This window comes from Cysteiniphilum halobium, from assembly GCF_003574425.1.
Lineage (GTDB): Bacteria > Pseudomonadota > Gammaproteobacteria > Francisellales > Francisellaceae > Caedibacter > Caedibacter halobius.
Window position 1 is genome coordinate 1 of record NZ_QLIU01000022.1, and the last position, 23,864, is coordinate 23,864.

Sequence of the window (23,864 nt, forward strand, 5' to 3'; positions counted from 1 at the left end):
TTTTGTGGCTTTGATTGAAATGCGATCTAGTAATCAATCAAAATGATGGTTCTTCAGCCAGATCTATTGCCCTATTTAAATCGATCCGTCTCATTGTACTTTGATCAAAAGCATGAAGATGCTCTTTTTTAACATGTAAATCTATTACTTGATCAACATTACCTTGCCAATATCCATCAATCTTAACAGTAATTCTTGCCTCAGATTTTTCCACAAAACCATAAATAAGCGTCTCACCACCTAAATGCTCAATCATATCAACAACAATACTTAAATCGATATCATCATTTAGCTCTTTTAATACAATATGCTCCGGTCGAATACCAATAATAATTTCACGGCCTAAGTGATTATCTTCTTTTAATAACAATGGCAATATGCCACCATCATCCAACATAATGCCTTGCTCAGTGACCTTAGCATTTAGGAAATTCATCGCTGGCGCGCCAATAAAGCCTGCGACAAATGTGCTCTGTGGCTTTTGATAAATTTCTTTTGGTGTTGCAAATTGCTCAATATAACCCTTATTTAGCACAACAATGCGATCTGCCATTGTCATTGCTTCGACTTGATCATGCGTCACATACAAACTGGTAATTCCAAGTCTCTGCTGCAAACGCTTAATCTCAAGACGCATTTCTACTCTTAGCTTGGCATCAAGATTTGATAGTGGCTCATCAAATAAAAACAATTTTGGATTACGGATAATCGCGCGCCCCATTGCCACACGTTGACGTTGACCACCTGATAACTCACCTGGTTTACGATCAAGTAAATGATCAATTTTTAGAAGCATAGCGATTTCTTGAACGCGTTTGTGGATTTCTGCTTTGGCTACCTTTCTTACTTTTAAACCATAAGCAATATTATTAAAAACACTCATATGTGGATAAAGTGCATAATTTTGGAACACCATCGCAATATCACGCTCTTTTGGCTCTTTATGTGTAATGTCATTACCACATAAGCTGATTTTTCCTGAAGATGTATTTTCAAGCCCTGCGACCATTCTTAACAATGTTGACTTACCACAACCTGATTCACCAACAATAACAATAAATTCACTGGACTCAATCGCTAAGTTAATATCGTGTAAAACTTCCGTCTTACCATACGATTTGATGACATTCTCTAAAACTAAATAACTCATAAAACTCTACTTACTCTTATTTATTTTACTTGTCTGTTTCCATTAAACCTTTGACAAACCAACGCTGCATAATTATGACAATTAATACAGGAATAACCGTTGCTAACATAACCTCTGCCATAATGAAGTTCCAATTAGGGATCTGCCCTAATGTATCAGCAACTTGCATCAGTCCCATAACAATCGTATGTAAACTTTGATCACTTGATGTAATAATAAGCGGCCATAAAAATTGATTCCAACCATAAATAAACATCACAATAAACAGTGCAACAATATTGGTTTTAGATAGTGGTAATACAACATCGATAAAAAAACGAATAGGACCGGCGCCATCGATCGCTGCGGCTTCCGCATATTGCCGTGGAATTGTCATAAAGAATTGACGAAACATAAAAGTTGCCGTTGCCGAAGCAATTAATGGCAAGGTTAATCCGGCAAATGTATTAAGCATCCCTAAATTGACGATAATGTCATAGGTCGGCACGATGCGTACTTCTACAGGTAACATTAATGTTAGAAAAATCGCCCAAAAAAATAACATCTTAAATCTAAAGTTAAAATAAACCACGGCATACGCCGATATCAACGCCAATACGATCTTACCAACAGCAATAGCTAGCGCCATTAAAAAGCTATTCCATAAAAGTAATAATGCCGGGGGGATATTATATTGACTACTACCGACTAAAGCCGTTTGATAGTTTGTTACAAAATCATGCCCTGGAAGCATTGGGATCACTTGCGTTGCTGAATTTAATGTTTCGATTGATTGCGTTGACGTAACAAATGCGACATAAATAGGCAACAACATAATCACAATACCTAGTATTAATAGTGCGTGCGTCATAAATGTCAGCACAGGACGTCTCTCTACCATCATGCGTAATGCACCTTCTTTTCTATATATTTAAATTGAATCACCGACAATATGATAATAATCAGCATCAATATCACTGATTGCGCTGATGAACTGCCTATTTGCTGCCCGATAAAGCCTGTGGCATAAACGTTATACACCAAAATATTGGTTGAATCCGCAGGTCCCCCTTGCGTCATCGTTGCAATAATGCCGAAGGTATCAAAGAATGCGTACACCAAATTGATTGTCAACAAAAAGAATGTTGTTGGCGAAATCAACGGAAAAGTAATCTGCCAAAAGCGTCTTATGGGACCTGCACCATCAATCGCTGCTGCTTCAAGCATCGATTTAGGAACTGCAGCCAATGCTGCAAGAAAGAAGATAAAGTTGTAACTAACCTGCTGCCATGATGCACCAAAAATAGTGACCATGAGCGCCTGCGTACCATTGCTGTAATAGTTCCAATTGACCCCAAAATGTGCCAACACCCAGGTAATAACACCAACCGCAGGGTTAAATAAAAAACCCCATAACACACCAGTTACCGCAGTTGCTACAGCATATGGCCATAAAATAAAGGTTTTATAAATTTTAGCGCCACGAATAACGCGCATAACAAGTACGGCACACAACAGTCCAATACCCATCGCTAGAAATGTCACTGCGACTGAGAAAATCGCCGTAGTAATAAATGATTTCAAGTAATCATCATCACTTAACAAAGTCCAATAATTTTCAAATCCAACAAAATGTGACACCGTTCCCCAAAAATTACTGCTATAAAAAGACCCAATAATACTTTGAATTGCTGGGTAGATAAAAAATAATAGCGTAATCACAAGTTGCGGCAATATCAATAGATAAGGCAACCATCCTGCCTTATAAAATCCTCGATGATGCATACATTAAACCTTGTTTTGTCTGTAAAATTGATTAATTAACTTATTCCCATCATCCACGGCATCTTCAAGTGCGTCATTGACACTTTGTTGATTAGAGAAAATACGCTCAAGCATAGAGTCATTCTCCTGACGAATCAGTGGAAAATTGCCCAACCTAATTCCTAAAGTATATGGCTTTGGTGGTGCATTATTTAAAGACTCAATAGCAACCAATGCATTGGGATCTTTTTTATAGTAACCTTCTTTTTGCATTAACTCATAAGCTGATTTGGTTGCCGGAACATACCCGGTATCCATCGCCCATTGTGCTTGAATCTTAGGTTGTGACAAAAACTGGTAAAAAGATGCCACGCCTTTGTATATATTTTTAGTATTTGGTGTATTTTTGGGTAATGCAAACGTCCACATTGCACCACCACCAATGATCGTGTTTTGTGGTTTGAGTATATCTTTTGTTTTCCAAAAGGGCATTTTTGCAACACCGACTTTAAACGTTGGGAGTTTGGAATAATCCGCCAACATGGATGAAGATTGCAAAATCATTACACATTTACCACTGGTAAATAAGGTATCAGCTGATCCTAAGCGTCCACCATATTGAAATATTCCTTTTGCTTGCCATGCATTTAATTGCGTTAGAAAATCTACCATGGTTTGATTATCAAACATAAGCTTTGGCCTCATGGAATCAAAGCCATTATTAGCGCTGGCAAATTTAAGGTTATTCCATGCACTAAACTCCTCCAAAAGAATCCATGAAGGATAAGCGGTAGTCAGAGCACATATCTGCCCTGATTCAATCAATTTCGCACCTACTTTGCTTAAGTCCTGCCAAGTAATCGGCGGATGTGTAATACCCGCTTTAGCAAAAGCCTTCTTATTATAAAAAAGTACTGGTGATGAACTATTAAAGGGAAAACCAGCAAGTTTACCATCGACACTATAGTAACCGCTTACCGCTGGCCAAAAATCACTTTGGTCAATTGTAATACCCGTCATTTTTTCAAGTTGATAAAGCGGGATAATCGCACCATTTGAATAGATCATCATTGCCGTACCGATTTCATAAGATACTAACATATTCGGTTGTGTACCTGAGCGATAGGCTGTTGCTGCCGCAGTTAATGCATTTTGATAATTAGATTTATTAATCGCTTCAACATAATAGTTACGCTGACTTTGATTATATTCATTAATAATCTCATCTAAGGCATAGTTTAGCGATCCACCAAATGAATGCCATAATACTAGATGAATTCTATCATCCTGCTGTTGTTTTCCCTCAAACACCGACTTGGCTTTTTGCCAAAAATCTCCTGCAAAAGCCTGTGACAATAGCCCACAGGATAATAACAGCGCGACGCACAAATTGCGCATATAAATTTCTCTCTTGTTATTTAACTACTCAAGGTGTTGATAGGCATGTTACAAAAATATAACAATAACAACAAATGAAAACAATAAGTAAATCTGATCGTGATCATATCCACAATTTCTATTATGAATGAATCAAGAATACTCATCTAAATGGCCCTTTGACAAGTCTCTACCATCAGTTGCTTTTCCAGCCATAGCACTTTTCTTTTTTTATGCTACAATACCGACCAATTTCATGAGCAATCCTAATCCTTGCCACTTGTTATCTGCCGTTTGATAAGCAAATAACACAACAGTGTTGATAAAAATTACTCATGTAATTGGCAAGAGTAATAGTAAGTAAAGTAGGTAAGTAAATGACATTAGTTTCTTTAGCGATAGACTATAAAAAGACTTCTTTAGATGTGCGTGGCGCATTTACCCTCGATAGTGAACGCCTGGGCCAACATTTGAAAACGCTAAAAAAGCAATGTGGCGTTGAACAATGCCTTATTTTATCAACCTGTAATCGCACTGAAATCTACACCGTAATTTCTGAATTAAAACACTTGGATCATGTCATTAATTGGTGGCAACAATCGGCAAAACGCAATGATTTGGACTTAAAAAATTACCTAATCGTGCGCCAAGATACTCATGTTGCGCATCACCTAATGCGTTTAAGTTGTGGATTAGAATCTATGGTTTTAGGTGAACCACAAATTTTAGGACAAATTAAATATGCTTATGCCGAAGCACTTGCCAATAATACGCTAGGAGGTGATCTTAACCGCTTAATGCAAAAGGTTTTCTCTGTAGCAAAACGTGTGCGATTCCATACCGATATTGGGCAATGCCCAGTCTCTGTTGCCTTTTCTGCAGTGACTTTAGCAAAACAAAGCTTAAGCCACTTTGAAGATAAAACTATTCTTATGATCGGTGCGGGAAATACGGCTATGCTGTTGGTAAAACATTTAGCTAGTCTCACTCCAAAACGCCTTATCATTGTCAATCGCACATTACAAAAAGCACAACAACTTGCAATTGAATATCAAGCTGAGGCTTTCTCATTATCTGAACTACCTAAGCTTGCTAAGCAAGCTGATATTATTGTCAGTGCAGTTAATGCCCGTAAGTTGATCTTGACATCTGACATGTTAACCAATACAAATCCTAAAATACTGATTGATTTATCGGTGCCGCGCGTGATTGATCCACTATTTGATCAAATGGATAGCATAACAATCTATTGCGTTGACGATATTCAAGGACTGATTCAAAACAACAAAGCCTTGCGAGAAAAAGCTGCATTACGCGCTGAAAAATGGATCGAAAAAGGCTTAGATGATTATATCAATCAGGAAAAAGCTATTCTTTCGGATAATACAATCAAAGCAATGCGTAGCCAAACGAAAGATATGATTGATGATGAGCTCAATCGCTGCCTTAAACGCTTAGAAAATGGCGAAGACCCCAAAATGGTTTTAGCACGCTTTGCGCATAATGTTAAAAATAAATGGTTGCATACACCAAGCGTGTCATTACGAAATGCTGCCGTTGAAGGACGCAATGACATGCTTAACTTAGCCGAAGAATTTTTTGGCTTAAATACTGGACTATAAAATAATGAAAGACTCCATCAAAAGAAAATTACAAGGTCTAATCGAACGTCATGAGGAAATTGCAGCTCTTTTAGGTGAAGCTGAGATCATCAATGATCAGAATAAATTTCGCGATTTATCCAAAGAGTATGCGCAATTAGAGCCTTTAGTCACTACATTTAAAGCCTATGAACAAGCACATGAAGATATCAAAAGTGCCAATGAAATGCTCAAAGAAAGTGATCCTGATATGAAGGAAATGGCAAAAGAAGAACTCAATTATGCCGAAGAACGAATTGAAACCTTAACTAATAAGCTTGAGATTTTATTATTGCCCAAAGATCCTAATGATGGTGCTAACGTATTTCTTGAGATTCGCGCAGGCACTGGTGGCGATGAGGCGGCTATTTTCTCAGGTGATTTATTTAAAATGTATAGTCGTTATGCTGAAACACAAGGCTGGCGGATTGAGATTGTCAGTCAAAGCGATGGTGAGCATGGTGGCTTCAAAGAAATTATCAGCAAAATATCAGGCGAGAATGTCTACTCGCAACTTAAATTTGAATCCGGCGCACATCGCGTGCAACGCGTACCAGAGACAGAGTCACAAGGTCGCGTGCACACCTCAGCTTGCACAGTCGCCATTATGCCAGAAGCCGATGAAGTCGAAGGGATTGATATTAATCCCGCTGATTTAAAAATAGATACATTTCGCGCCTCAGGTGCTGGTGGTCAGCATGTTAACAAAACAGATTCTGCCATTCGTATCACACATATCCCCACTGGCGTTGTGGTTGAATGCCAAGATCAACGTTCACAACATAAAAACCGCGCGCAAGCGATGTCAATGCTTAAAGCCAGACTCTTACAAGCTGAAATTGACAAACAACAACAAGCGCAATCCAGTCAACGTAAAAGCCTTGTCGGTAGTGGCGATCGCTCTGAACGTATTCGCACCTATAACTACCCGCAAGGGCGCGTGACTGATCATCGCATTAATCTGACACTTTACAAGCTTGAAGAGATAATGCAGGGTGATCTAGGTTCAGTTATTCAGCCACTTATTCACGAATATCAAGCCGATCTGCTCGTGCAAATGTCTGAAGAAAATGCCTAATAAAACCATTCAAGATATTCTATCAATATATAGCAAACAGCTTGAATCAACTTCTAATAGCGCACGAATTGATATTGAACGCTTACTTTGCCATGTATTAAAAGTATCAACGAGTTATTTATACACTTGGTCAGAAAATTCTTTAACTGAAAATGAGTTTCAACAATTTAGTGAGCTATTTGCAAGGCGTCTCAAAGGTGAGCCGGTTGCTTATTTAACAGGTAAGCAAGGTTTTTGGGATCTTGAATTCCTTGTTGATAAACACACACTCATTCCACGCGCGGATACTGAAGTGCTTATTGAGACGATTCTTAACAAGTTCACACAGCACAATAAACTGCAAGTGCTTGATTTGGGTACAGGCAGTGGTGCAATTGCCTTAAGTCTTGCTCATGCCCAACCTGATTGGCAAGTAACTGCTATTGACTACTGTGAGAAGGCACTTAAAGTTGCTATTTACAACAAAGATCATTACCAGTTAAACAATGTAAAACTTCTGCAAGGCAACTGGTATCAGCCACTCACTGATGAACAATTTGATATTATTGTCTCCAACCCACCTTATATTGATCAATCAGATCCGGCACTATGCGCGCATGTTCATCAATATGAACCAACTACTGCACTTATTGCTAAAAATAATGGTTTAGCTGATATAGAGCATATTATTTGTCATGGCAAAGCACATTTAAAAGAAAATGGTTTTATGATTATTGAGCATGGCTTTCAACAGGCTCAAAGTGTACATGATATCTTTAGCACTTATGATTATAAAAACATCCAACATTATCATGATTTAAATGGACATATTCGTGCAACCAGTGCAAAAAATTGATTATAAGCTTAGGCATTCACTTAAAAGTACGTGCCTTGAGTGCAAGTCGCAGAGCACCCTTTGAAACAGCATACTTAATGTACCGCTTGTGAATCATTTGCAATTGCCGTTAAATAGGAGATTGCTGTAGCAACTTATTGATATCAAAATCATTCATTATTGTGCTCCTTATACCGTATAGCTAGTGCGCCACATTGGTGAGGTTTTATCTATTAAAGCAGTCACTTGAGTCTTAGGTAAAGTATTAAAAAAGGTCAAACCAGTGCGCTGCTCTACATCCTTGATCGATACACGATATTTTGTAACATCTTTCTTATCCACTCGAGCATTTGGCATAATAAAGGCAATCGCCTTATCCTGTTTTGGCGCATAGACTACTTTGAAAAAATACTCTGGCACCCAAATTTTATTTTTACCAATTGTTTTATGCGTTTTGCTATTTTTGAAAACAGGTCCTGTATAAACATAGACTTCCTTGTACATTTGTGCCCAAAAACGCACATCAGACTCAAGCTTCGCCCAACCCTGACGGTTAAGTCCACTCTTCTGCGGCGACATATTTGATAAGTAAAATGACTGCTTAGCACTTGTTTTATTAAAATCCATCGCAGCATAAGGTGCCAAGTGCCCACGATCATAACCACTACGCTTATAGTCTGATAACTCAGCACGATACTTTTCCGGCACTTCCATGTCAGGCTTAAACTCATCATGACGTTTTAGTTTGCTTGATACTGATTTAGCTGTTAAACGATAGGCAACCCAGCTTGGTTGCTTAGTCTCATAATTATAGGCAGAAACATAACCCTCACGGCAAAGATATAAATTGACTTTACCACCGGGGTTACCATATTTTAAAAAGTCATTGCAGTAATTAGCTGCTAGCGGGATGGCTTTATTTATACCTTTATCAGCTACTGGTTTAGCTGTTGTTGCAAATAAACCATTCATTGCAGAAACTGCTAGTAAAATAGCAGCTGTGTATTTAAGGATATTTTTTAGCATGTATTATGTATGTTGTACGCGGGAGTTATAGCGTAAGGCAAAACAAAGAGAGAAGCAATGGACTAACAACAGCAAATATTACAAAGTTTGATCAAGTATGCATAAATTTAGATTATATTTAGCTGCCCCGACTTTTTGACTAAATGCTTTATTTCATCAATAATAGTCAAAAAATGTTCGTCCGCACTAATACATATGTTGCTTCAGAAAATTAACTATCTCTGGCGCCTTATTGCAACAGGGTTTTGTTTTTTATTATTTGCTATTGGTGGATTGTTATTAGGCTACTTGATTATTCCTATAACATTACTTATTGCTAAAATCATTCATTCAAAACAGCAAAAAAAACATATTGCACAATTTTGTATTTATTTAACTTTTCGTTTTTTTACCGCTACAATGTCTTGCCTGGGGCTTATTCGCTATCGCTTTATTGGTTTCGATCAATTAAAACAAGATAAAGGTACATTAATCATTGCCAATCACCCAAGTTTGATTGATTATGTTTCAATTGTTTCTAAATTACCCTTTTGTGATAATATTGTCAAAGCTGAACTTTGGCATAATAAATTTGTACATCGCGTTATATCAAGCGCAGGTTATATACCTAATATCAACCCTGAGCAAACTTTTAGTGATATTAAAGCAACTTTACATGCAGGCAATAATTTACTGATCTTTCCTGAAGGAACACGCTCTATTCCAAATACACCGATACAACTAAAAAGAGGTGCAGCACAAATTGCTATTCGCGCACAAGCACCAATTCGTATTATTCATTTAAGCTGTATTCCCAGTACACTAGCAAAAAATGATAAATGGTATAAAATACCCGCGAGAAAACCCGTTTTTACGTTAACAGTTAAGAATCTTATTGATACGCAAACACTTTTGAACGAGTGCAATCAACTTCCTTCTGTTGCCGCAAGACGGTTAACAAAAATATTACAACAACAATTACAAGGTCATATTGATTAATGAGCAACGCCCTACTTGAACTAGAATTAAAAGAATTAATTATTAATGTGCTGAATTTAGAAGACATTACCATTGAAGACATTGCCAGCGATATGCAGTTATTTGGTAATGAGCTTGGATTAGACTCCATTGATGCATTAGAGCTTGGGGTTGCGCTTAAGAAAAAATACAATATCGAACTAAGCGAAGAAACAGACGATGTTAAAAAACACTTTGAATCAGTTAAAACACTGGCACAATTTATTGCCGCACAAAATAACAAGGAATAAGGAATGAGTACCTCAAAAGAGCAAATTCATCAGGAACTTCAAGGGACTTTTGCTGAACTATTTGAGCTTGATCCGCAAGATGTTACCCTTGAAGCACGTCTATATGAAGATCTTGATCTAGATAGTATTGATGCAGTGGATCTTATTGTTTATTTGCAAGGTAAAACCGATAAACAATTTAAACCTGAAGAATTTAAATCTGTTAAAACCGTCGATGATATCGTCACTATTATTGACCAAAAAATTAATCATAAATAATGTCTCTTCATAGATTAACTACTTTTGTCATTGCTATTATTCTTCTGTTATATCCATTTCTCATTTTTTTTGGCATACAGTTTCTATCAGTTAAAGGATTAAGCTTAATCGTTCTTTGTCTCTTTGGATTACGTGCAGTTTTTAGTCATACAAACAATCATGCCATTATACCTAAATATGCATTGTTTTTACTTTCAGGAGTCGGTATTGCTATTAGTACATTAGGAATGTTGTCTCATAATATTGTGTTCATTAAACTTTATCCTGTTGCTATGAATGTCATTTTTTTTAGTATTTTTTTTGTTTCTTTATTTGCACAAGAAAACATTATTTATCAGTTCGCTAAAAAAATAGCACGTCAACCATTACCCTACTTTGTAACTGCATACACACGTAAAGTCACCATTGCTTGGTGCCTTTTTTTTATTTTAAATGCTCTGGTTTCCTGCTATACAGCTTTGTTTAGTTCATTACATATTTGGACGCTTTATAATGGATTGATTTCTTATATTTTAATTGGTGTGTTTTTTGTTTGTGAATTTATTGTGCGTCTTCTTATAAAGAGAAAGAATAACAAATGACAAACTATTTAGATTTTTTATTTCAACACTCAAAAGATGATCAAACTATTTTTTGCCATGGCAAAAAAAATAATTTACCAACACAACTTGGTGAAATCAAACAACATATATTCCTACTAGCTCACTATTTAAAAGAACAAAAAGAAACTTCTATTAGTTTATATTGCGAAGATGTCTATCATTTTTATATTGGTTTTTTTGCGACATTAATTTCACATAAATCCATTATACTTCCTCCTAATAATACTCATGGTGTTTATGATGATATTGCCAATAGCCAAGATATTGCTACGCTTTATTTTGATGAACCGCAACAATGCTTTTGTTTTAATAAAAAGCCAATTGATTTTAGTAGCAATGATATATTGGTTAAGACTAAATATTCACCCACAAGTGCTCACCGTGCCCTGAGCGTAAGTCGAAGGGTAATCACACTTCATAGAGGCTTCGACTTACGCTCAGCCAACGCTTACACAATCAAAGTGGGCAGGAATATGGTCATAGCCAATATATTTAAGGATAAAATAGATGATTGTCTATTTACCCAAGATATTATTTTTTTTACCTCAGGTTCTACAGGAAAACCTAAAAAAATCACTAAGAAATTTAAACACTTAATCAATGAAGTTAGTATCTTAAATAACTTTTTTTATCTTGATAAAGAGCAGATGGTTACTAGCAGTGTTCATCATCAGCATTTATATGGTTTTGTTTTTTATTTTCTATGGCCCTCCTTAATAGGACAGCCTATCTATAGTCAGCGAATTGAATTAAGTGAGGAGTTAGCTCAATTAAGTACTACAAATCACCAATTTATTTTTATCTCAAGCCCTGCACTTTTATCGCGTTTAACCTTTCAAAAAAACCTTTCTAATATTACTTGTTTCAGTGCAGGTAGTTTATTAAAAAGTGAAATAGCACTGAGCTTAAATAAGCATTTAAAGTTAACCATTAATGAAATATTAGGTAGCAGTGAAACCGGCATTATTGCTTGGCGCCAACAACTCAATGATCCACTTTGGCAGTGCTTTGATGATGTGCGAATCACACAAAATGGTGATCATAGCTTACGTGTTTATGCTGATTCTTTTCTCGAACCTTTTATTGATACAGGCGATCTGATCGAATTAATTGAACTTAATCGATTTATTTTACAAGGACGCAAAGGACGTATTGTAAAACTTGAAGACAAACGCCTATCACTAACTGAACTTGAATCAAAACTTAAAACACACACTTGGGTTAATGATTGTTATGCCTTAAAACTTGAAAAATCGCGCGAATATATTGGTGTTTTTATTGTGTTATCACTATCAGGTAAACAGCAAAAAGAGCACCTGACTGTCTTAGCATTCAATAATACTTTGCGTCACTTTTTAAGTCACTGGTTTGAGAAAATATTATTACCTAAATCTTTTCGCTATGGTGATGAAATCCCTTTAAATTCACAAAGTAAAATCGATCATGAGGCAATTTTGCAATTATTTATACCTTAAAACTTAAGTTTACAAGTTTAGATCAACGTATTATTATTTGCTAAAAATTAGACAATATCATTTTCTAGCATGACTAACATCAACTATCAATACCACCATATGGGTATTCCAACGACTGAAAAGCATCTCGATGAACGCTATAGCTCATCATTTAAAATGTACACTACTAAAGGACATAATCCTTTTCGTATTCAATACCATCGTTTTGAAGAAGGATGTCCTCTGCATCCGCTTATTCAGACTAAAGTTCATGTCGCTTTTAAGGTCAATGATCTAGCAGAAGCCATTAAAAATCAACAAGTTATTATGGCGCCGTATGAGCCTTTTACAGGATTTAAAGTTGCCATGATCGAAGTAGAAGGTGCACCTATTGAGTTGATTGAAACAACATTAAGCGAACAAGAAATCTGGGATGATGATCATAAAAATTCGGTTATTTATCCTGAAAACAGCAATCCATAACCATGAATGGTTATAGTTTGGGGTGTTTGTTTGATATGTTACACAAAGCTAATATCAACACTTAACCCAAGTACCGCAGCAGCACGCTGCAAGGTATTAATGGTTAAGTTTCTTTTATATACCCATCATTAATCATGCTGAAAACCTTATATTTCCAAGGTTTTTATAGTCTTAAGAAAAATTTTTAATTTTTTTTATAAAAATACTAACACTTTTAAAATCCTTGACTATACTAGAGATGTGTCAGGTGAGTCGTCATCCTCCCTCCCCTCCTTAGATAACCTTTATGTCGTCAAGCACATAGAGTGACTCACCTGCACAATGATTGCTTAACTTACTCTTTTTTCTCCTGTTCTATAATCTTTCTAAGATCGCTTTTAATAGCTGATAGAATTCACTAACCGTGTCTACTTTTACTTTCTCATCGGGTGAATGTGCAGCTTCAATCGTTGGTCCTATTGAAACCATATCCATATTAGGATATTTGTGGGCAATCGCACCACACTCTAAACCAGCATGGATAGCTTTGATATTAGCTTCTTTACCATAAAGTGAAAAATAGCTCTCTTTGGCAATTTTAAGCACCTTAGAGCTCATATCTGGCTTCCAACCAGGAGATAACTGAGATTTATCAAAAATCGCATTATTTTGAATTGCTATGCGTTTTATCGATTGCATAAAACTATTTATCGCTAAACTATTATCACTGCGTGTATACACCGTAACAACAATATCACCATCTTTTAATTTGATTGATGAAAGATTATTTGAGCTTTCCACCAGATTTGGCATTGCTGGACTCATTGCTAAAACACCGGAATGGATGCTTGTTAAAGTATTTAATAAACGACATTTTAAATCATCATTGAGTGCTTTTTTCTCAGTAGCTATCTCTTTGATCGTTAATGAAAAATTAGGTTCATTTTTTTGGTGAATATCAAACCAACTAAGATAATAATGGGTTAACGTTTCCTTTATTTTCTCTACATCTTCGGTTTTACAAGAAATAATAGCCTTAGCTTCACGTGGAATGGCATTTGGTAGATTACCTGCTTTGATTTCGTTGATATTATAAAAATCATTTTGGTCAAGTTCATCAAGCATCATACTTATAAACTTTGCAGCATTAATACGCGGCTTATCAATATCTAAACCAGAATGACCACCTTTAAGACCATTAACAATAATTTCAATACTTTTAAGTAAAGAGGATTGCTCAACTGTTTCATTTTTGAATGTCATTGTTGCTGATTGTGACCCTGCACAACCGACATAAATATCTCCCCAACCTTCCGTATCTAGATTGATCATAGTATTAGCTGTTAATAAATCCTTACTTAAATTATTCGCACCAATTAACCCTCTTTCTTCTGAAGCGGTAATTAATATTTCAAGTGCTGGGCGCTTGAGACCTTTATCTGTTGCTACTGCCATTGCTGCGGCAATGCCTATGCCATTATCAGCACCCAGTGTTGTACCCTTTGCTTTAAGCCAACCATCAACAAGCTCTAGCTGCAAACTATCATTTAGAAAATCAAATGTTATCTCTTTGTTTTTTTCACAAACCATATCTTTATGCGCTTGCAAAACAAGCGGTTTATGTGATTCATACCCCTTGGTTGCAGGTACATAAATCACAATATTATCCGCCTGATCAATCTTCGTTTTAAAGTTATTTTTTTCAGCCCAATCCAATAAATAAGCTTTGATTTTTTCTTCATGGAAAGTCGGTCTTGGAATCTCGGTTATTTCAATAAAATATTGCCATATAGGTTGATTTTTTAATGTCTCAATATTTAACTCATCTGCCATTTCTACTGCTGTTGTCATCATATTACTCTGTACTTTATCTACAAAAATTTCGCTGTATTTTAGCAGATGCCTTATACTAAAAAAAGCAACACAAACAACCTTTCTTGGTAGTCTATACTGAAGATTCGCTATATAAAAAGAAAAGAAATAATAAAAAGAGGGTTCTAAACAATGAAAAATACTAACTTATTACGGCTATCAATCTCTTGGCTTTTTGCTATTAGTTTAGCTTCTTTTATAATCAGCTGCTCTAAGAATACGAAACCAGTGACAAGCAAACCTGATTTTCAAGCAATTAGTAATGTAAATGACCGCAAACAAGCATTTATAGATTATATGTTGCCATTTATTCATCAAGTACAAAAGGATGTTTTAACACATCGTCAATCACTAGAAAGTATATTAGCAGTTCTTAAACAAAATAGAAGAATCTCTAAATCACAGCAAAGACAATTATCTATATTATGCCAACAGTACAAAGTTAACTTTGAGCAAAATGCACTTATTCAAGTTGTAAAGGAGCTATTGGTTAAAGTCAATACGGTCCCAACAAGCATGGTACTTGCACAAGCAGCGATTGAAACAGGTTGGGGCACCTCACGATTTGCAGTCGATGGCAATAATTATTTCGGTCAGCATTGCTTTACCAAAGGTTGTGGTATTGTTCCTAAACAACGTACACCTGGTGCTATCAATGAAGTACAAGTTTTTCTATCACCTAAAGATAGTGTACAGTCTTATTTTAATCTGTTAAATACAGGTACTAATTTTCAAGAATTTCGTGAATTACGTGCAAAGCTCACGCGAGAAGATAAGCCAATAACCGGTAAAGATCTTATTAAAACGCTCGTTCATTATTCAGAACTTAAAGATGGTGAATACGAAAAACGTATTATTTCAACCATGGATTACAACAACCTATATCAATATAACTGATATACCGCTTGTAAAATGGTTAATGAACGGTATATTACTGGTTTAGCTTACATCTCGGCACACACATCATCTATTACCGCTGCTTCCTTCCGGACCTGACGGGGTTCATAAACTAGTGTCGCAAGAGAACCAAACCAGCGGTTGCCATTATTCATATTTTTAAAAGTCTTTTCAATCTTTATTTTGTAATAATTCACAGATTACCTCTTTGGTGTTTTTATATTTAATAAAATATTCACAATAAATGTTTGGAAGTATTATATCTGTTTATAAAAGTTTTTATTGAGTGTTTTATTTTTTTATTCTTATCCACTTTCTTTTTACTCTTTCCATATTTATTTTTTTAAAAAGAGGATTTATTTTATATTGTTTTTTCTGTTATTGGTTTGTGGATATTTGTGGATAAGTTAGTTAAAGGCCTTTTATTATAAAGCTTGCAGTTGTGTATAGTTTTGTGGACAGCTGTGTGTATTTCCTGTTTGTACTATGTGAGTCGTTTATCCTTTTTGGATGTCTATCTTTTTTCCACAAAAAAATCCAAAAGGATATGAACATCCTTGTGCACAGGATTATTCACAATGCAATTAACAAGTAATTCACACAGATATCCACAAAGTTATCCACAGACTTTCATAGCAAGCATTGCATGCTGTGAAAGCTTTGATATAATCCGAAGTTAATTTAAAAATATAAATTTTTTCTAGCATATTTAATGGTTTAAATTCTTGTTAGAAAGCCTTGATATATATAGGATGCATTGTAAATATGAATGTTTGGTCACAATGTTTGGATTATTTAAAAGACAACTTGTCTGAACAAGAGTATAGAATATGGATAACACCATTAAAAACAAATGATCAAGGTAATTTATTCACAATTTATGCACCGAATAATTATTTTCTTGGTTGGGTTAAAACCAAATACGAATATGTTCTTGTGGATACCTTGAAAAAATACAAAAAAAATCATCATTTAATTGTTGAGTTTTCAGTAAAAAAGAGTAGTGACTGTCAAATTGTGGATATACAAAGCACAGCGACGCAAGCACAAGTGGTAAAAAGTAGTGTAGGCCCACAAACTGATCTTTTTACTAAGAATGTTCCAGCTACGCCTTTAGTTGTGGATGCCTTAGTTGAGAATGATGACTTTGCAAATGATCAAAATGAATTTGAAGTGGATGAAAATACAGGTATTTCTAGAGAGCTTTATGGTTTTGATGAAGCATTATCTGTTCCAAAAGATCAAAAGCGTGTTGATTTTGGTTCACCGTTAAAAAAAGAATATAATTTTGATAATTTTGTTGTCGGTAAAGCAAATGAAGTAGCACGTGCTGCAGCTATGCAGGTTTCTATTAATCCAGGGTTGGCCTATAATCCATTATTTATCTATGGTGGCAGTGGTTTAGGTAAAACACATTTAATGCATGCCATAGGTAACTATGTACTATACAATAATCCAACAGCAAAAGTATTATATGTGACATCTGAGCGTTTTGTTAAAGACTATGTTGATGCTGTACGTTTACATTCTGGAGATGAGTTTCAGAATTTTTATCGATCAGTCGATGTGTTATTAGTCGATGATATCCAATTTATTGCCGGTAAAGCGGGTTCTCAAGAGGAGTTTTTTCACACATTCAATACTTTGCTTGAGAATGGTAAACAGGTTGTTTTATCTTGTGATAAATACCCCAAGGAAATCCCTAAATTAGAAGAGCGCTTGGTCTCACGCTTTGGTTATGGTTTGACCGTAACCATTGATATTCCTGATCTTGAGACGCGAAGTGCTATTTTGTTACATAAGTCAAGTCAATTTGGGAGACCTATTGATCAAAATGTGGCGCTTTTTATGGCAAAGCATATTCGTTCAAATGTAAGAGAATTAGAAGGGGCATTAAGAAGAGTACTTAACTATGCCCAATTTAACAAAAAAGCTATCGATGAAAAACTTGCTTATGAATGCTTGAAAGATGTTATTTCTATCCAGGATAAAATTGTCAAAGTAGACAATATTCAGCGTGTTGTTGCAGATTATTATAATATTAAAATTACGGATTTATTATCAAAACAAAAAAGTCGTGATGTCGCGCGGCCAAGACAAATGGCAATGGCGTTAGCCAAAGAATTTACCAATCATAGTTTGCCTGAAATTGGCGGCTTTTTCGGTGGTAGAGATCACACTACGGTTTTACATGCTGTCAGAACTATAAAAAAACTGATCGTCAATAATGTTGATATACAGGATGATTATCAAAACTTATCGCGCAAATTAGCGCATTAATTTCCAGGGGATATATGATGTTACAATTTACACTTTCTCGCGATGCATTGTTAAAGCCATTACAAGGTCTAGTATTGATTGCTGAAAAAAAACATACAATACCAGTGCTTAGCTCAGTATTATTTATTATAAAGGAGGGTAAGCTACGTCTAAAAGCTTCTGACTTAGAGACGGAAATTGTTGGTTATGTTGAACTTGAACAAGCATCTCACGATGGTAGTATCGCAATTCCTGCTAAAAAGCTTCATGATATTATACGTAATTTACCAGAAGGCGCATCGGTTAAAATTACAGAAGAAGAAAATGGGCGTGTATTAATTGCTTGTAATCGTAGTAAATTTACCATGTCAGTCTTGAAGGCATCCTCCTTTCCAGTGATGAATGAAGATACTGGTAGAGCAATGTTTAAGTTATCATATGCTCAGCTTAATTCAGCGATTAAGCGTGTAAAATTTGCCATGGCAAATAATGATGTGCGCTATTTTTTAAATGGTATGCTATGGGAAGTTAACAACGATCGATTTCGCACAGTTGCCACGGATGGACATCGCATGGCAAGCTCTGAAATCTTGATAGAAGATACTTTCTTAGATAGTCTACAAATTATTGTACCAAGTAAGGCTATTAAAGAGCTAGAGCGTACTTTATCAGCATCTGAAGATGCCGAAATTGAAGTGCAAATTGGCAAAAACTATTTCAGAATCATCTTGCCCGATTTTCAGTTTACATCAAAACTTATTGAAGGGCGTTTTCCTGATTACACAAGAGTGGTTCCACCGAATAATACTAAGTTGTTAGTAGCTAATCGAATTGAATTAAAGCAAGCATTATTGCGCACAGCTATCCTCTCAAATGAAACTTATCGTGGTGTGCGCTTAGAACTTAAGGATAATACTTTGTTATTATCAGCAAATAATCCCGAGCATGAAGAAGCACAAGATCAAATGGAAGTGAAATATAGTGATCAACCAATGGAGATTGGGTTTAATGTTAATTATCTTCTAAATATTGTTGATGTCTTAGATTCTGAAGATATTGATTTTTATTTTGATAATCCACAAATGAGCCTGCTTATTAAAGATAGTGATAGTCGTAGTACCTATGTAGTGAGTCCAATTAAGTTATAAATTTTTGATTACCTATTTTCACCTACCGTTTCATATTTTTCGTTCAATTTCTAATGCCGCTTTATGTTATATTCTCAATTGCTGGGATAAACAAAAAAGGAGTTAATATATGGAAAAGAAAGTTGTAGAAATACCATTAGAAGAAAGAATAGCTGAACAAAATGTCTATTGGTAATTATGTAAGCATTGTTTCACTAAAAATATTAACAAGGAGTTAATTATGGAAAAGAAAGTTGTGGAAATACCATTGGAAGAAAGAATAGCTGAACAAAATGTCTATTGGTAATTTATGTAAGTATTGTTTCACTAAAAATATCAACAAGGAGTTAATTATGGAAAAGGAAGTTGTAGAAATACCATTGGAAGAAAGAATAGCTGAACAAAATGTCTATTGGTAATTATGTAAGTATTTTTTCACTAAAAAAATATCAATAATGTAATTTATTTCTATGCGGTCGTAGACAGAGTACCACGGGGTGAGCCCGTGGGTATCTATTCATTTTTTATATTAAGGGTTTATATGGATTACCATGTTTATTTTGATAAGCTTTCAAAACGTCAATTAATTACTTTATGTGATGGAAAAAACTCTAGAAAAATTTTAGAGGAATTTGGATTTAAAGATATAAGGTCTTTTGATAAGTATAATCACCAGAAAGATGGTGTTTGTTTTGCTCTTCTAGAACATTATGAATCACTTGATAAAATGAAAGAGTGGTGGGGAGTATCAAAATCATTGATTTCTCATATTGCTCTCGCTAAATTTAATACTGATCTAAAAACAATAAAGTACAGTTTAAATAATCTTTTTAATGGCCGTGCATTAGAATCATTAGAAAGAAGAAAAAAATTTTATGCGTTTATTGAAAATTCAAATAAGATAACCATTAACTCACAGAAAAGTCAGCTTAATATTTTTGTATCTGATGAAATTGAAGTAGCTAATAAAGATGAAATTTTAAACCAAGGGTGGGTTTACTCTATTGCTGAATGGTTTGAATCTTCTATTGTTAATATTAAAAGCTCAAAATCTTCATTTTCTCTTTCTGGTTCCATGCCATTTTCAGGATTTATATACCTATGTAACAATCAAGCTTTAAAATCACAAAAACATGTAATAGATAAGCTTAATGAATTATTAAAAGAAGCATCCTTAAGTAAGAATAACTACTTAGTAATTGAAGATGGGGAAATATCAAATATTATTATAAATGGTAATTCACATATTAATTTTTTCAAAGAAACATACAATAAGGAACGTTTCCTATACCCAACTGAATTTGCATTTGGTTGCTTAACTCAAGAAGGAAAAAACTCCGTTGATTGGAGTCAAAACTCATTAATTAATGAAAGCACATATGGTTTTCATGTTGGAATAGGAATGGGCAAAGAAACTCCTCATCTTGACTTTATTTGCCCATTTTCGAAAGAAATTTTAGTTAAGAGCAATAATTCGGAGCTTTACGAACTAAATTTCAGGTAAGAGGATATCCTTGATATTAAGTAAACTCAATGTTTTTGGGCTATGCTAAAATTGGGAATAGTCATGTAAAATCTGCAAAAATAGACTAAATTATAGGCGACCAAGCATTATGGTTACTAATCAATTCGGTTATATAACTAGTGGTGCATTTTCACCAATCTATAAAACGGATGTTGTTTATGCCTGTTTGTTTACTGAATATAGCGCGCTATCTGAATTTTATGCTTTTTCAGAGGAGCGAAGTATAGTCTTTAAAAAAAGATGCATGATCGAAGTCTCCGTGTGATAATCTGGCTAAACTTATTTGCTATTTTTGATTATTAAACTTATATTAGCTCTTGTCGCAAATATACAGAAAAAGCACATCGATTTGTCTATGGCAGATGGCGTGTTTTGGCATAATATTTTAAAAAAATATGCACTATACATTTAGTTTACATTGGTATAATACTGCAAAATGTTTTATGGGCGGTATACAACAATGTGGGACAGGAGGAATAAAATGATTAAAATAATTTCAGTTGAAAAATTGGCTGAGCTTATACATAAACATGGGTTAAGACAATATTTAGTTGACTTAATGACAACCTTAAAAGGCGACTTCTTGCGCTGGCAGGAGTTTGATAAAATCCCTCGACCAGCATTTCATGTGCCAGATGGTGTTATTGAGTTAATGCCGACAGCGGATAAAGAGTTATTTGCCTATAAGTATGTTAATGGACACCCAAAAAATCCATTACAGAATAAGCAAACGATTGTGGCAACGGGACAGTTATCTAAGGTCGCTGATGGTCATCCATTATTGATATCCGAAATGACCGTTTTAACAGGGTTGCGTACAGCAGCAACTTCAGCGTTAGCGACAGACTATTTAGCACGTAAAGACGCAAAAACCTTAGCCTTAATTGGAACGGGTGCACAAAGTGACTTTCAAGCATTAGCAACAGCCATTGTGCGTGATATTAAGACCATTCGTTATCATGATATCGACCCACAGGCGATGCGTCGTTTTGAGAAAAATATGCAAGCTTATGATTTTGAATTAATCCCTTGTTCAAGCAATGAAGAAGCTGTTAAGAATGCTGATATTATTACGGTTTGTACCGCTTGCAAAGCGCATGCTGTTGTTATTGAGAATGCTTGGGTCAAAGAAGGTGTGCATATCAATGGTTTAGGTGGTGATTGCCCTGGTAAAACAGAGTTGGATCAAGCGATACTACCACGCGCTAAAGTAGTGGTTGAGTTCTTTGAACAATCTTTTATTGAAGGTGAGATTCAACACTTTACGGAAGATGAAGCAAAGAAAATTGTTTATGCCGAATTATGGCAGCTTATCTCAGGTGAAAAACAAGGGCGTATCAATCAGAATGAGATTACTGTATTTGACTCAGTCGGTTTTGCTTTGGAAGATTTTTCGGCATTGAAGCTTACACATCAATTGGCTGAGAAATACAATATCGGTGTGCCGATGAATATGATTCCTGCACTAAAAGACCCCAAGGATTTGTTCTCTGTATTAAATAACAACACAGATAATAGTGCACTACAAATCAAAGAGGTGCATGCTAATGTCTAGCTATCGTTTTATAGGCGCAAGTGTTGGCAACTGTGCCGGTATCGTTGGTTGTGAGCAGGCACCAGATCGTGTGAAAACTAAGTTGCAATTAGAGCAGCTGTGGCAAAAGACGGTTTATTTTGAAGGGTCACAAAGACGTCTTTTAGCGCTTAATGCATTAAATACATTTTCAACTGAGCTTGCCCAGGTAACAAAAAATGTTATTGAGCAAGGGGATAAGTTTATTACCATTGGTGGTGATCACAGTTGTGCGGTAGGTACTTGGTCAGGTGTTCATGCTGCCACTGGAGAGTTTGGACTTATTTGGATAGATGCACATATGGATGCACATACCACTGAAAGCTCGCATAGTGGTAATTTGCATGGTATGCCAGTAGCTGCATTAATGGGCTATGGCGATGATAAAATGACAAAAATATTATCAGATAATCCTAAACTTAAACCTGAAAATGTTGTCTTAATCGGTATTCGTTCATTTGAAGAGCCTGAGCAAGCAATTTTGAAAAGTTTGGGTGTTCAAGTCTTTATGATGGAAGATGTGCATGCACTTGGTTTTAAACATTGTTTTGACTCCGCGATGAAGCATTTTAAATCAAAAGAAATTCCTTTTGGTATTAGCTTTGACTTAGATGGCTTGGATCCACAGTATCTTGATGCATTAGGCACACCGGTTGAAGATGGGGTTTCGCTTCCTGATGTTTTAGCAAGTTTTAAAGACATGCCAAAAGAGCAGCTGATTGGTCTTGAAATTACTGAATATAATCCAACCTTAGATCATAACGATAAAGGTGTTGAAGTAATGGCAAATATCATTGCTGCAATCACGGAGAATGACAGTTTTTTGTCAGAAAATAACGGTGAGTTTGCATCGTTATTTATATAAGAAATTGTGACTGATAAAACACTGTTCAGTTATCTATGAAAATGCTTCAATAGTCTCCTAATATCTAAAATAACAAAGGATAGCGTAGATGCTAGCAGAGCAAAAAATAGATCGATATTACGTGATAGGTAATCCCGTTAAACATAGTTTATCACCAAAGATTCACACAGATTTTGCTTCTCAAACAGGACAAATTATGCGTTATGAGGCATTAGAGATTTGTCCTGATAATTTAGAGCAAACCTTGAATGTGCTGCGCCTTGATCCTATGGTGAAAGGCTTGAGCGTTACCTTGCCGTTTAAAGAAGCATTATACCACTATTGCGATAAATTGGATGATTTAGCACAAGAAGCCGAAGCAGTTAGCAATGTCGTTATCAATAGCAATCGTGCGTTTATTGGTTTAAATCTTGATGGCTTGGGCTTGGTAAATGATATTAAAAATAATTTAAATATTAGCTTACAAAACAAGCGAATTCTAATCCTGGGCGCTGGAGGTGCGGCTAAAGGTATTCTAGGAGCTATTGTGCGTGAAAACCCTAAAAGTATTACAATTACTAATCGTACCAAAGAAAAAGCATACAGCCTAGTAGCACGCTCTACAAATAGTGCTATCAAACTTCACGCCTGTGCATTGGATGAGATTGAAGGTGAGTTTGATATCATCATCAATGCAACTTCTGCTAGCGTTGCTAAGGAAAATTTACCGTTACAACTTAATAATTTCGCTAGTAATGCTTTGGCATACGATTTAATGTATGCGCCAAATGGCACGGTTTTTACCACATGGTGTCAGTCAAACAATATTAAGGCAATAGATGGTAAGGGCATGTTGTTGGAGCTAAGTAAAATAGCCTTTCAACATTGGCGTGGAGTGGAGGTTCAGTAATTCAAC

The 23,864-nt window shown here is 35.4% G+C and carries 22 protein-coding genes and 1 other RNA gene; 16 read left to right on the forward strand and 7 right to left on the reverse strand.

Translation table 11 applies throughout. The features are described from left to right. Positions 1–37: 37 nt before the first annotated feature. From DNK85_RS04705 to DNK85_RS04720, 4 genes are read right to left on the reverse strand one after another with little or no spacing between them, the layout of a single operon-like run. On the reverse strand, positions 38–1,150 hold the full coding sequence (locus DNK85_RS04705; protein ID WP_119328420.1) for an ABC transporter ATP-binding protein: 1,113 nt from the start codon (positions 1,148–1,150) through the stop codon (positions 38–40). Between the two features lie 25 nt (positions 1,151–1,175). Further along, positions 1,176–2,033, reverse strand: coding sequence for a sn-glycerol-3-phosphate ABC transporter permease UgpE (ugpE, locus tag DNK85_RS04710; protein WP_119328421.1), 858 nt, complete (start codon positions 2,031–2,033; stop codon positions 1,176–1,178). Next, positions 2,030–2,914, reverse strand: a complete 885-nt coding sequence (gene ugpA, locus DNK85_RS04715) for a sn-glycerol-3-phosphate ABC transporter permease UgpA (RefSeq protein WP_119328422.1) — start codon at positions 2,912–2,914, stop codon at positions 2,030–2,032. The genes ugpE and ugpA overlap by 4 nt, the downstream gene beginning before the upstream one ends. Before the next feature lie 3 nt (positions 2,915–2,917). After that, positions 2,918–4,291 carry an extracellular solute-binding protein gene (locus DNK85_RS04720; RefSeq protein ID WP_119328423.1) on the reverse strand — a complete coding sequence of 458 codons (1,374 nt, stop codon included), beginning with the start codon at positions 4,289–4,291 and terminating at the stop codon, positions 2,918–2,920. 356 nt (positions 4,292–4,647) lie between these two features. Here DNK85_RS04720 and hemA point away from each other — a divergent pair, with 356 nt between their 5' ends. Genes hemA through prmC form a run of 3 tightly spaced genes read left to right on the forward strand, consistent with a single transcriptional unit; the run spans position 4,648 to position 7,823 of the window. After that, on the forward strand, positions 4,648–5,892 hold the full coding sequence (gene hemA / locus DNK85_RS04725; protein WP_119328424.1) for a glutamyl-tRNA reductase: 1,245 nt from the start codon (positions 4,648–4,650) through the stop codon (positions 5,890–5,892). Positions 5,893–5,896: 4 nt separating this feature from the next. Next, a complete protein-coding gene (gene prfA / locus DNK85_RS04730) occupies positions 5,897–6,988 on the forward strand; it encodes a peptide chain release factor 1 (RefSeq protein ID WP_119328425.1) in 1,092 nt (363 codons plus the stop codon). Continuing rightward, entirely contained in the window at positions 6,981–7,823 is an 843-nt protein-coding gene (gene prmC, locus DNK85_RS04735) for a peptide chain release factor N(5)-glutamine methyltransferase (RefSeq protein ID WP_119328426.1), read from the forward strand. The genes prfA and prmC overlap by 8 nt, the downstream gene beginning before the upstream one ends. A gap of 168 nt (positions 7,824–7,991) precedes the next feature. Here prmC and DNK85_RS04740 read toward each other — a convergent pair whose 3' ends face one another. Beyond that, entirely contained in the window at positions 7,992–8,774 is a 783-nt protein-coding gene (locus DNK85_RS04740) for a DNA/RNA non-specific endonuclease (protein ID WP_407919661.1), read from the reverse strand. Positions 8,775–9,023: 249 nt separating this feature from the next. On the opposite strand from DNK85_RS04740, the gene DNK85_RS04745 reads away from it, so the two are divergent. The 6 genes from DNK85_RS04745 to DNK85_RS04770 all read left to right on the forward strand — a co-directional run bounded on the left by DNK85_RS04745 (position 9,024) and on the right by DNK85_RS04770 (position 12,872). Next, the gene (locus tag DNK85_RS04745; protein ID WP_235842373.1) at positions 9,024–9,806 is read left to right on the forward strand and encodes a lysophospholipid acyltransferase family protein; all 783 of its coding nucleotides are present in this window, start codon (positions 9,024–9,026) and stop codon (positions 9,804–9,806) included. Next, complete coding sequence (locus DNK85_RS04750) at positions 9,806–10,075, forward strand: phosphopantetheine-binding protein (protein WP_119328428.1); 270 nt, start codon at positions 9,806–9,808, stop codon at positions 10,073–10,075. The genes DNK85_RS04745 and DNK85_RS04750 overlap by 1 nt, the downstream gene beginning before the upstream one ends. Before the next feature lie 3 nt (positions 10,076–10,078). Next, entirely contained in the window at positions 10,079–10,333 is a 255-nt protein-coding gene (locus DNK85_RS04755) for an acyl carrier protein (protein ID WP_119328429.1), read from the forward strand. Further along, positions 10,333–10,914: a COG4648 family protein gene (locus tag DNK85_RS04760; RefSeq protein ID WP_119328430.1), complete on the forward strand. Its 582-nt coding sequence runs from the start codon at positions 10,333–10,335 to the stop codon at positions 10,912–10,914. The genes DNK85_RS04755 and DNK85_RS04760 overlap by 1 nt, the downstream gene beginning before the upstream one ends. Then, complete coding sequence (locus DNK85_RS04765; RefSeq protein ID WP_119328431.1) at positions 10,911–12,410, forward strand: AMP-binding protein; 1,500 nt, start codon at positions 10,911–10,913, stop codon at positions 12,408–12,410. Before DNK85_RS04760 ends, DNK85_RS04765 begins: the two co-directional genes overlap by 4 nt. A 69-nt stretch (positions 12,411–12,479) precedes the next feature. Next, complete coding sequence (locus DNK85_RS04770; RefSeq protein ID WP_235842374.1) at positions 12,480–12,872, forward strand: hypothetical protein; 393 nt, start codon at positions 12,480–12,482, stop codon at positions 12,870–12,872. A 354-nt stretch (positions 12,873–13,226) separates the two neighbouring features. Here the strand turns inward: DNK85_RS04770 and pepD are convergent, their stop codons facing one another. Next, positions 13,227–14,705, reverse strand: a complete 1,479-nt coding sequence (gene pepD / locus DNK85_RS04775; RefSeq protein ID WP_119328432.1) for a beta-Ala-His dipeptidase — start codon at positions 14,703–14,705, stop codon at positions 13,227–13,229. A 150-nt stretch (positions 14,706–14,855) separates the two neighbouring features. On the opposite strand from pepD, the gene DNK85_RS04780 reads away from it, so the two are divergent. Further along, entirely contained in the window at positions 14,856–15,620 is a 765-nt protein-coding gene (locus DNK85_RS04780; protein ID WP_119328433.1) for a glucosaminidase domain-containing protein, read from the forward strand. A 37-nt stretch (positions 15,621–15,657) separates the two neighbouring features. On the opposite strand, the gene ffs is transcribed toward DNK85_RS04780, so the two are convergent. Next, positions 15,658–15,755, reverse strand: an RNA gene (gene ffs, locus DNK85_RS04785) — signal recognition particle sRNA small type. A 630-nt stretch (positions 15,756–16,385) separates the two neighbouring features. Here ffs and dnaA point away from each other — a divergent pair. From dnaA to aroE, 6 genes are all read left to right on the forward strand, one after another. Further along, positions 16,386–17,900 carry a chromosomal replication initiator protein DnaA gene (gene dnaA / locus DNK85_RS04790; protein ID WP_119328434.1) on the forward strand — a complete coding sequence of 505 codons (1,515 nt, stop codon included), beginning with the start codon at positions 16,386–16,388 and terminating at the stop codon, positions 17,898–17,900. A gap of 14 nt (positions 17,901–17,914) precedes the next feature. Continuing rightward, a complete protein-coding gene (gene dnaN / locus DNK85_RS04795) occupies positions 17,915–19,027 on the forward strand; it encodes a DNA polymerase III subunit beta (protein ID WP_119328435.1) in 1,113 nt (370 codons plus the stop codon). A 520-nt stretch (positions 19,028–19,547) separates the two neighbouring features. Beyond that, complete coding sequence (locus DNK85_RS04800) at positions 19,548–20,510, forward strand: hypothetical protein (RefSeq protein ID WP_119328436.1); 963 nt, start codon at positions 19,548–19,550, stop codon at positions 20,508–20,510. A 502-nt stretch (positions 20,511–21,012) separates the two neighbouring features. Further along, positions 21,013–22,086, forward strand: coding sequence for an ornithine cyclodeaminase (locus DNK85_RS04805; protein ID WP_119328437.1), 1,074 nt, complete (start codon positions 21,013–21,015; stop codon positions 22,084–22,086). After that, complete coding sequence (locus tag DNK85_RS04810; protein WP_162896528.1) at positions 22,079–22,969, forward strand: arginase; 891 nt, start codon at positions 22,079–22,081, stop codon at positions 22,967–22,969. Before DNK85_RS04805 ends, DNK85_RS04810 begins: the two co-directional genes overlap by 8 nt. An 88-nt stretch (positions 22,970–23,057) precedes the next feature. Further along, a complete protein-coding gene (gene aroE / locus DNK85_RS04815) occupies positions 23,058–23,858 on the forward strand; it encodes a shikimate dehydrogenase (RefSeq protein ID WP_119328439.1) in 801 nt (266 codons plus the stop codon). Positions 23,859–23,864 lie beyond the last annotated feature (6 nt).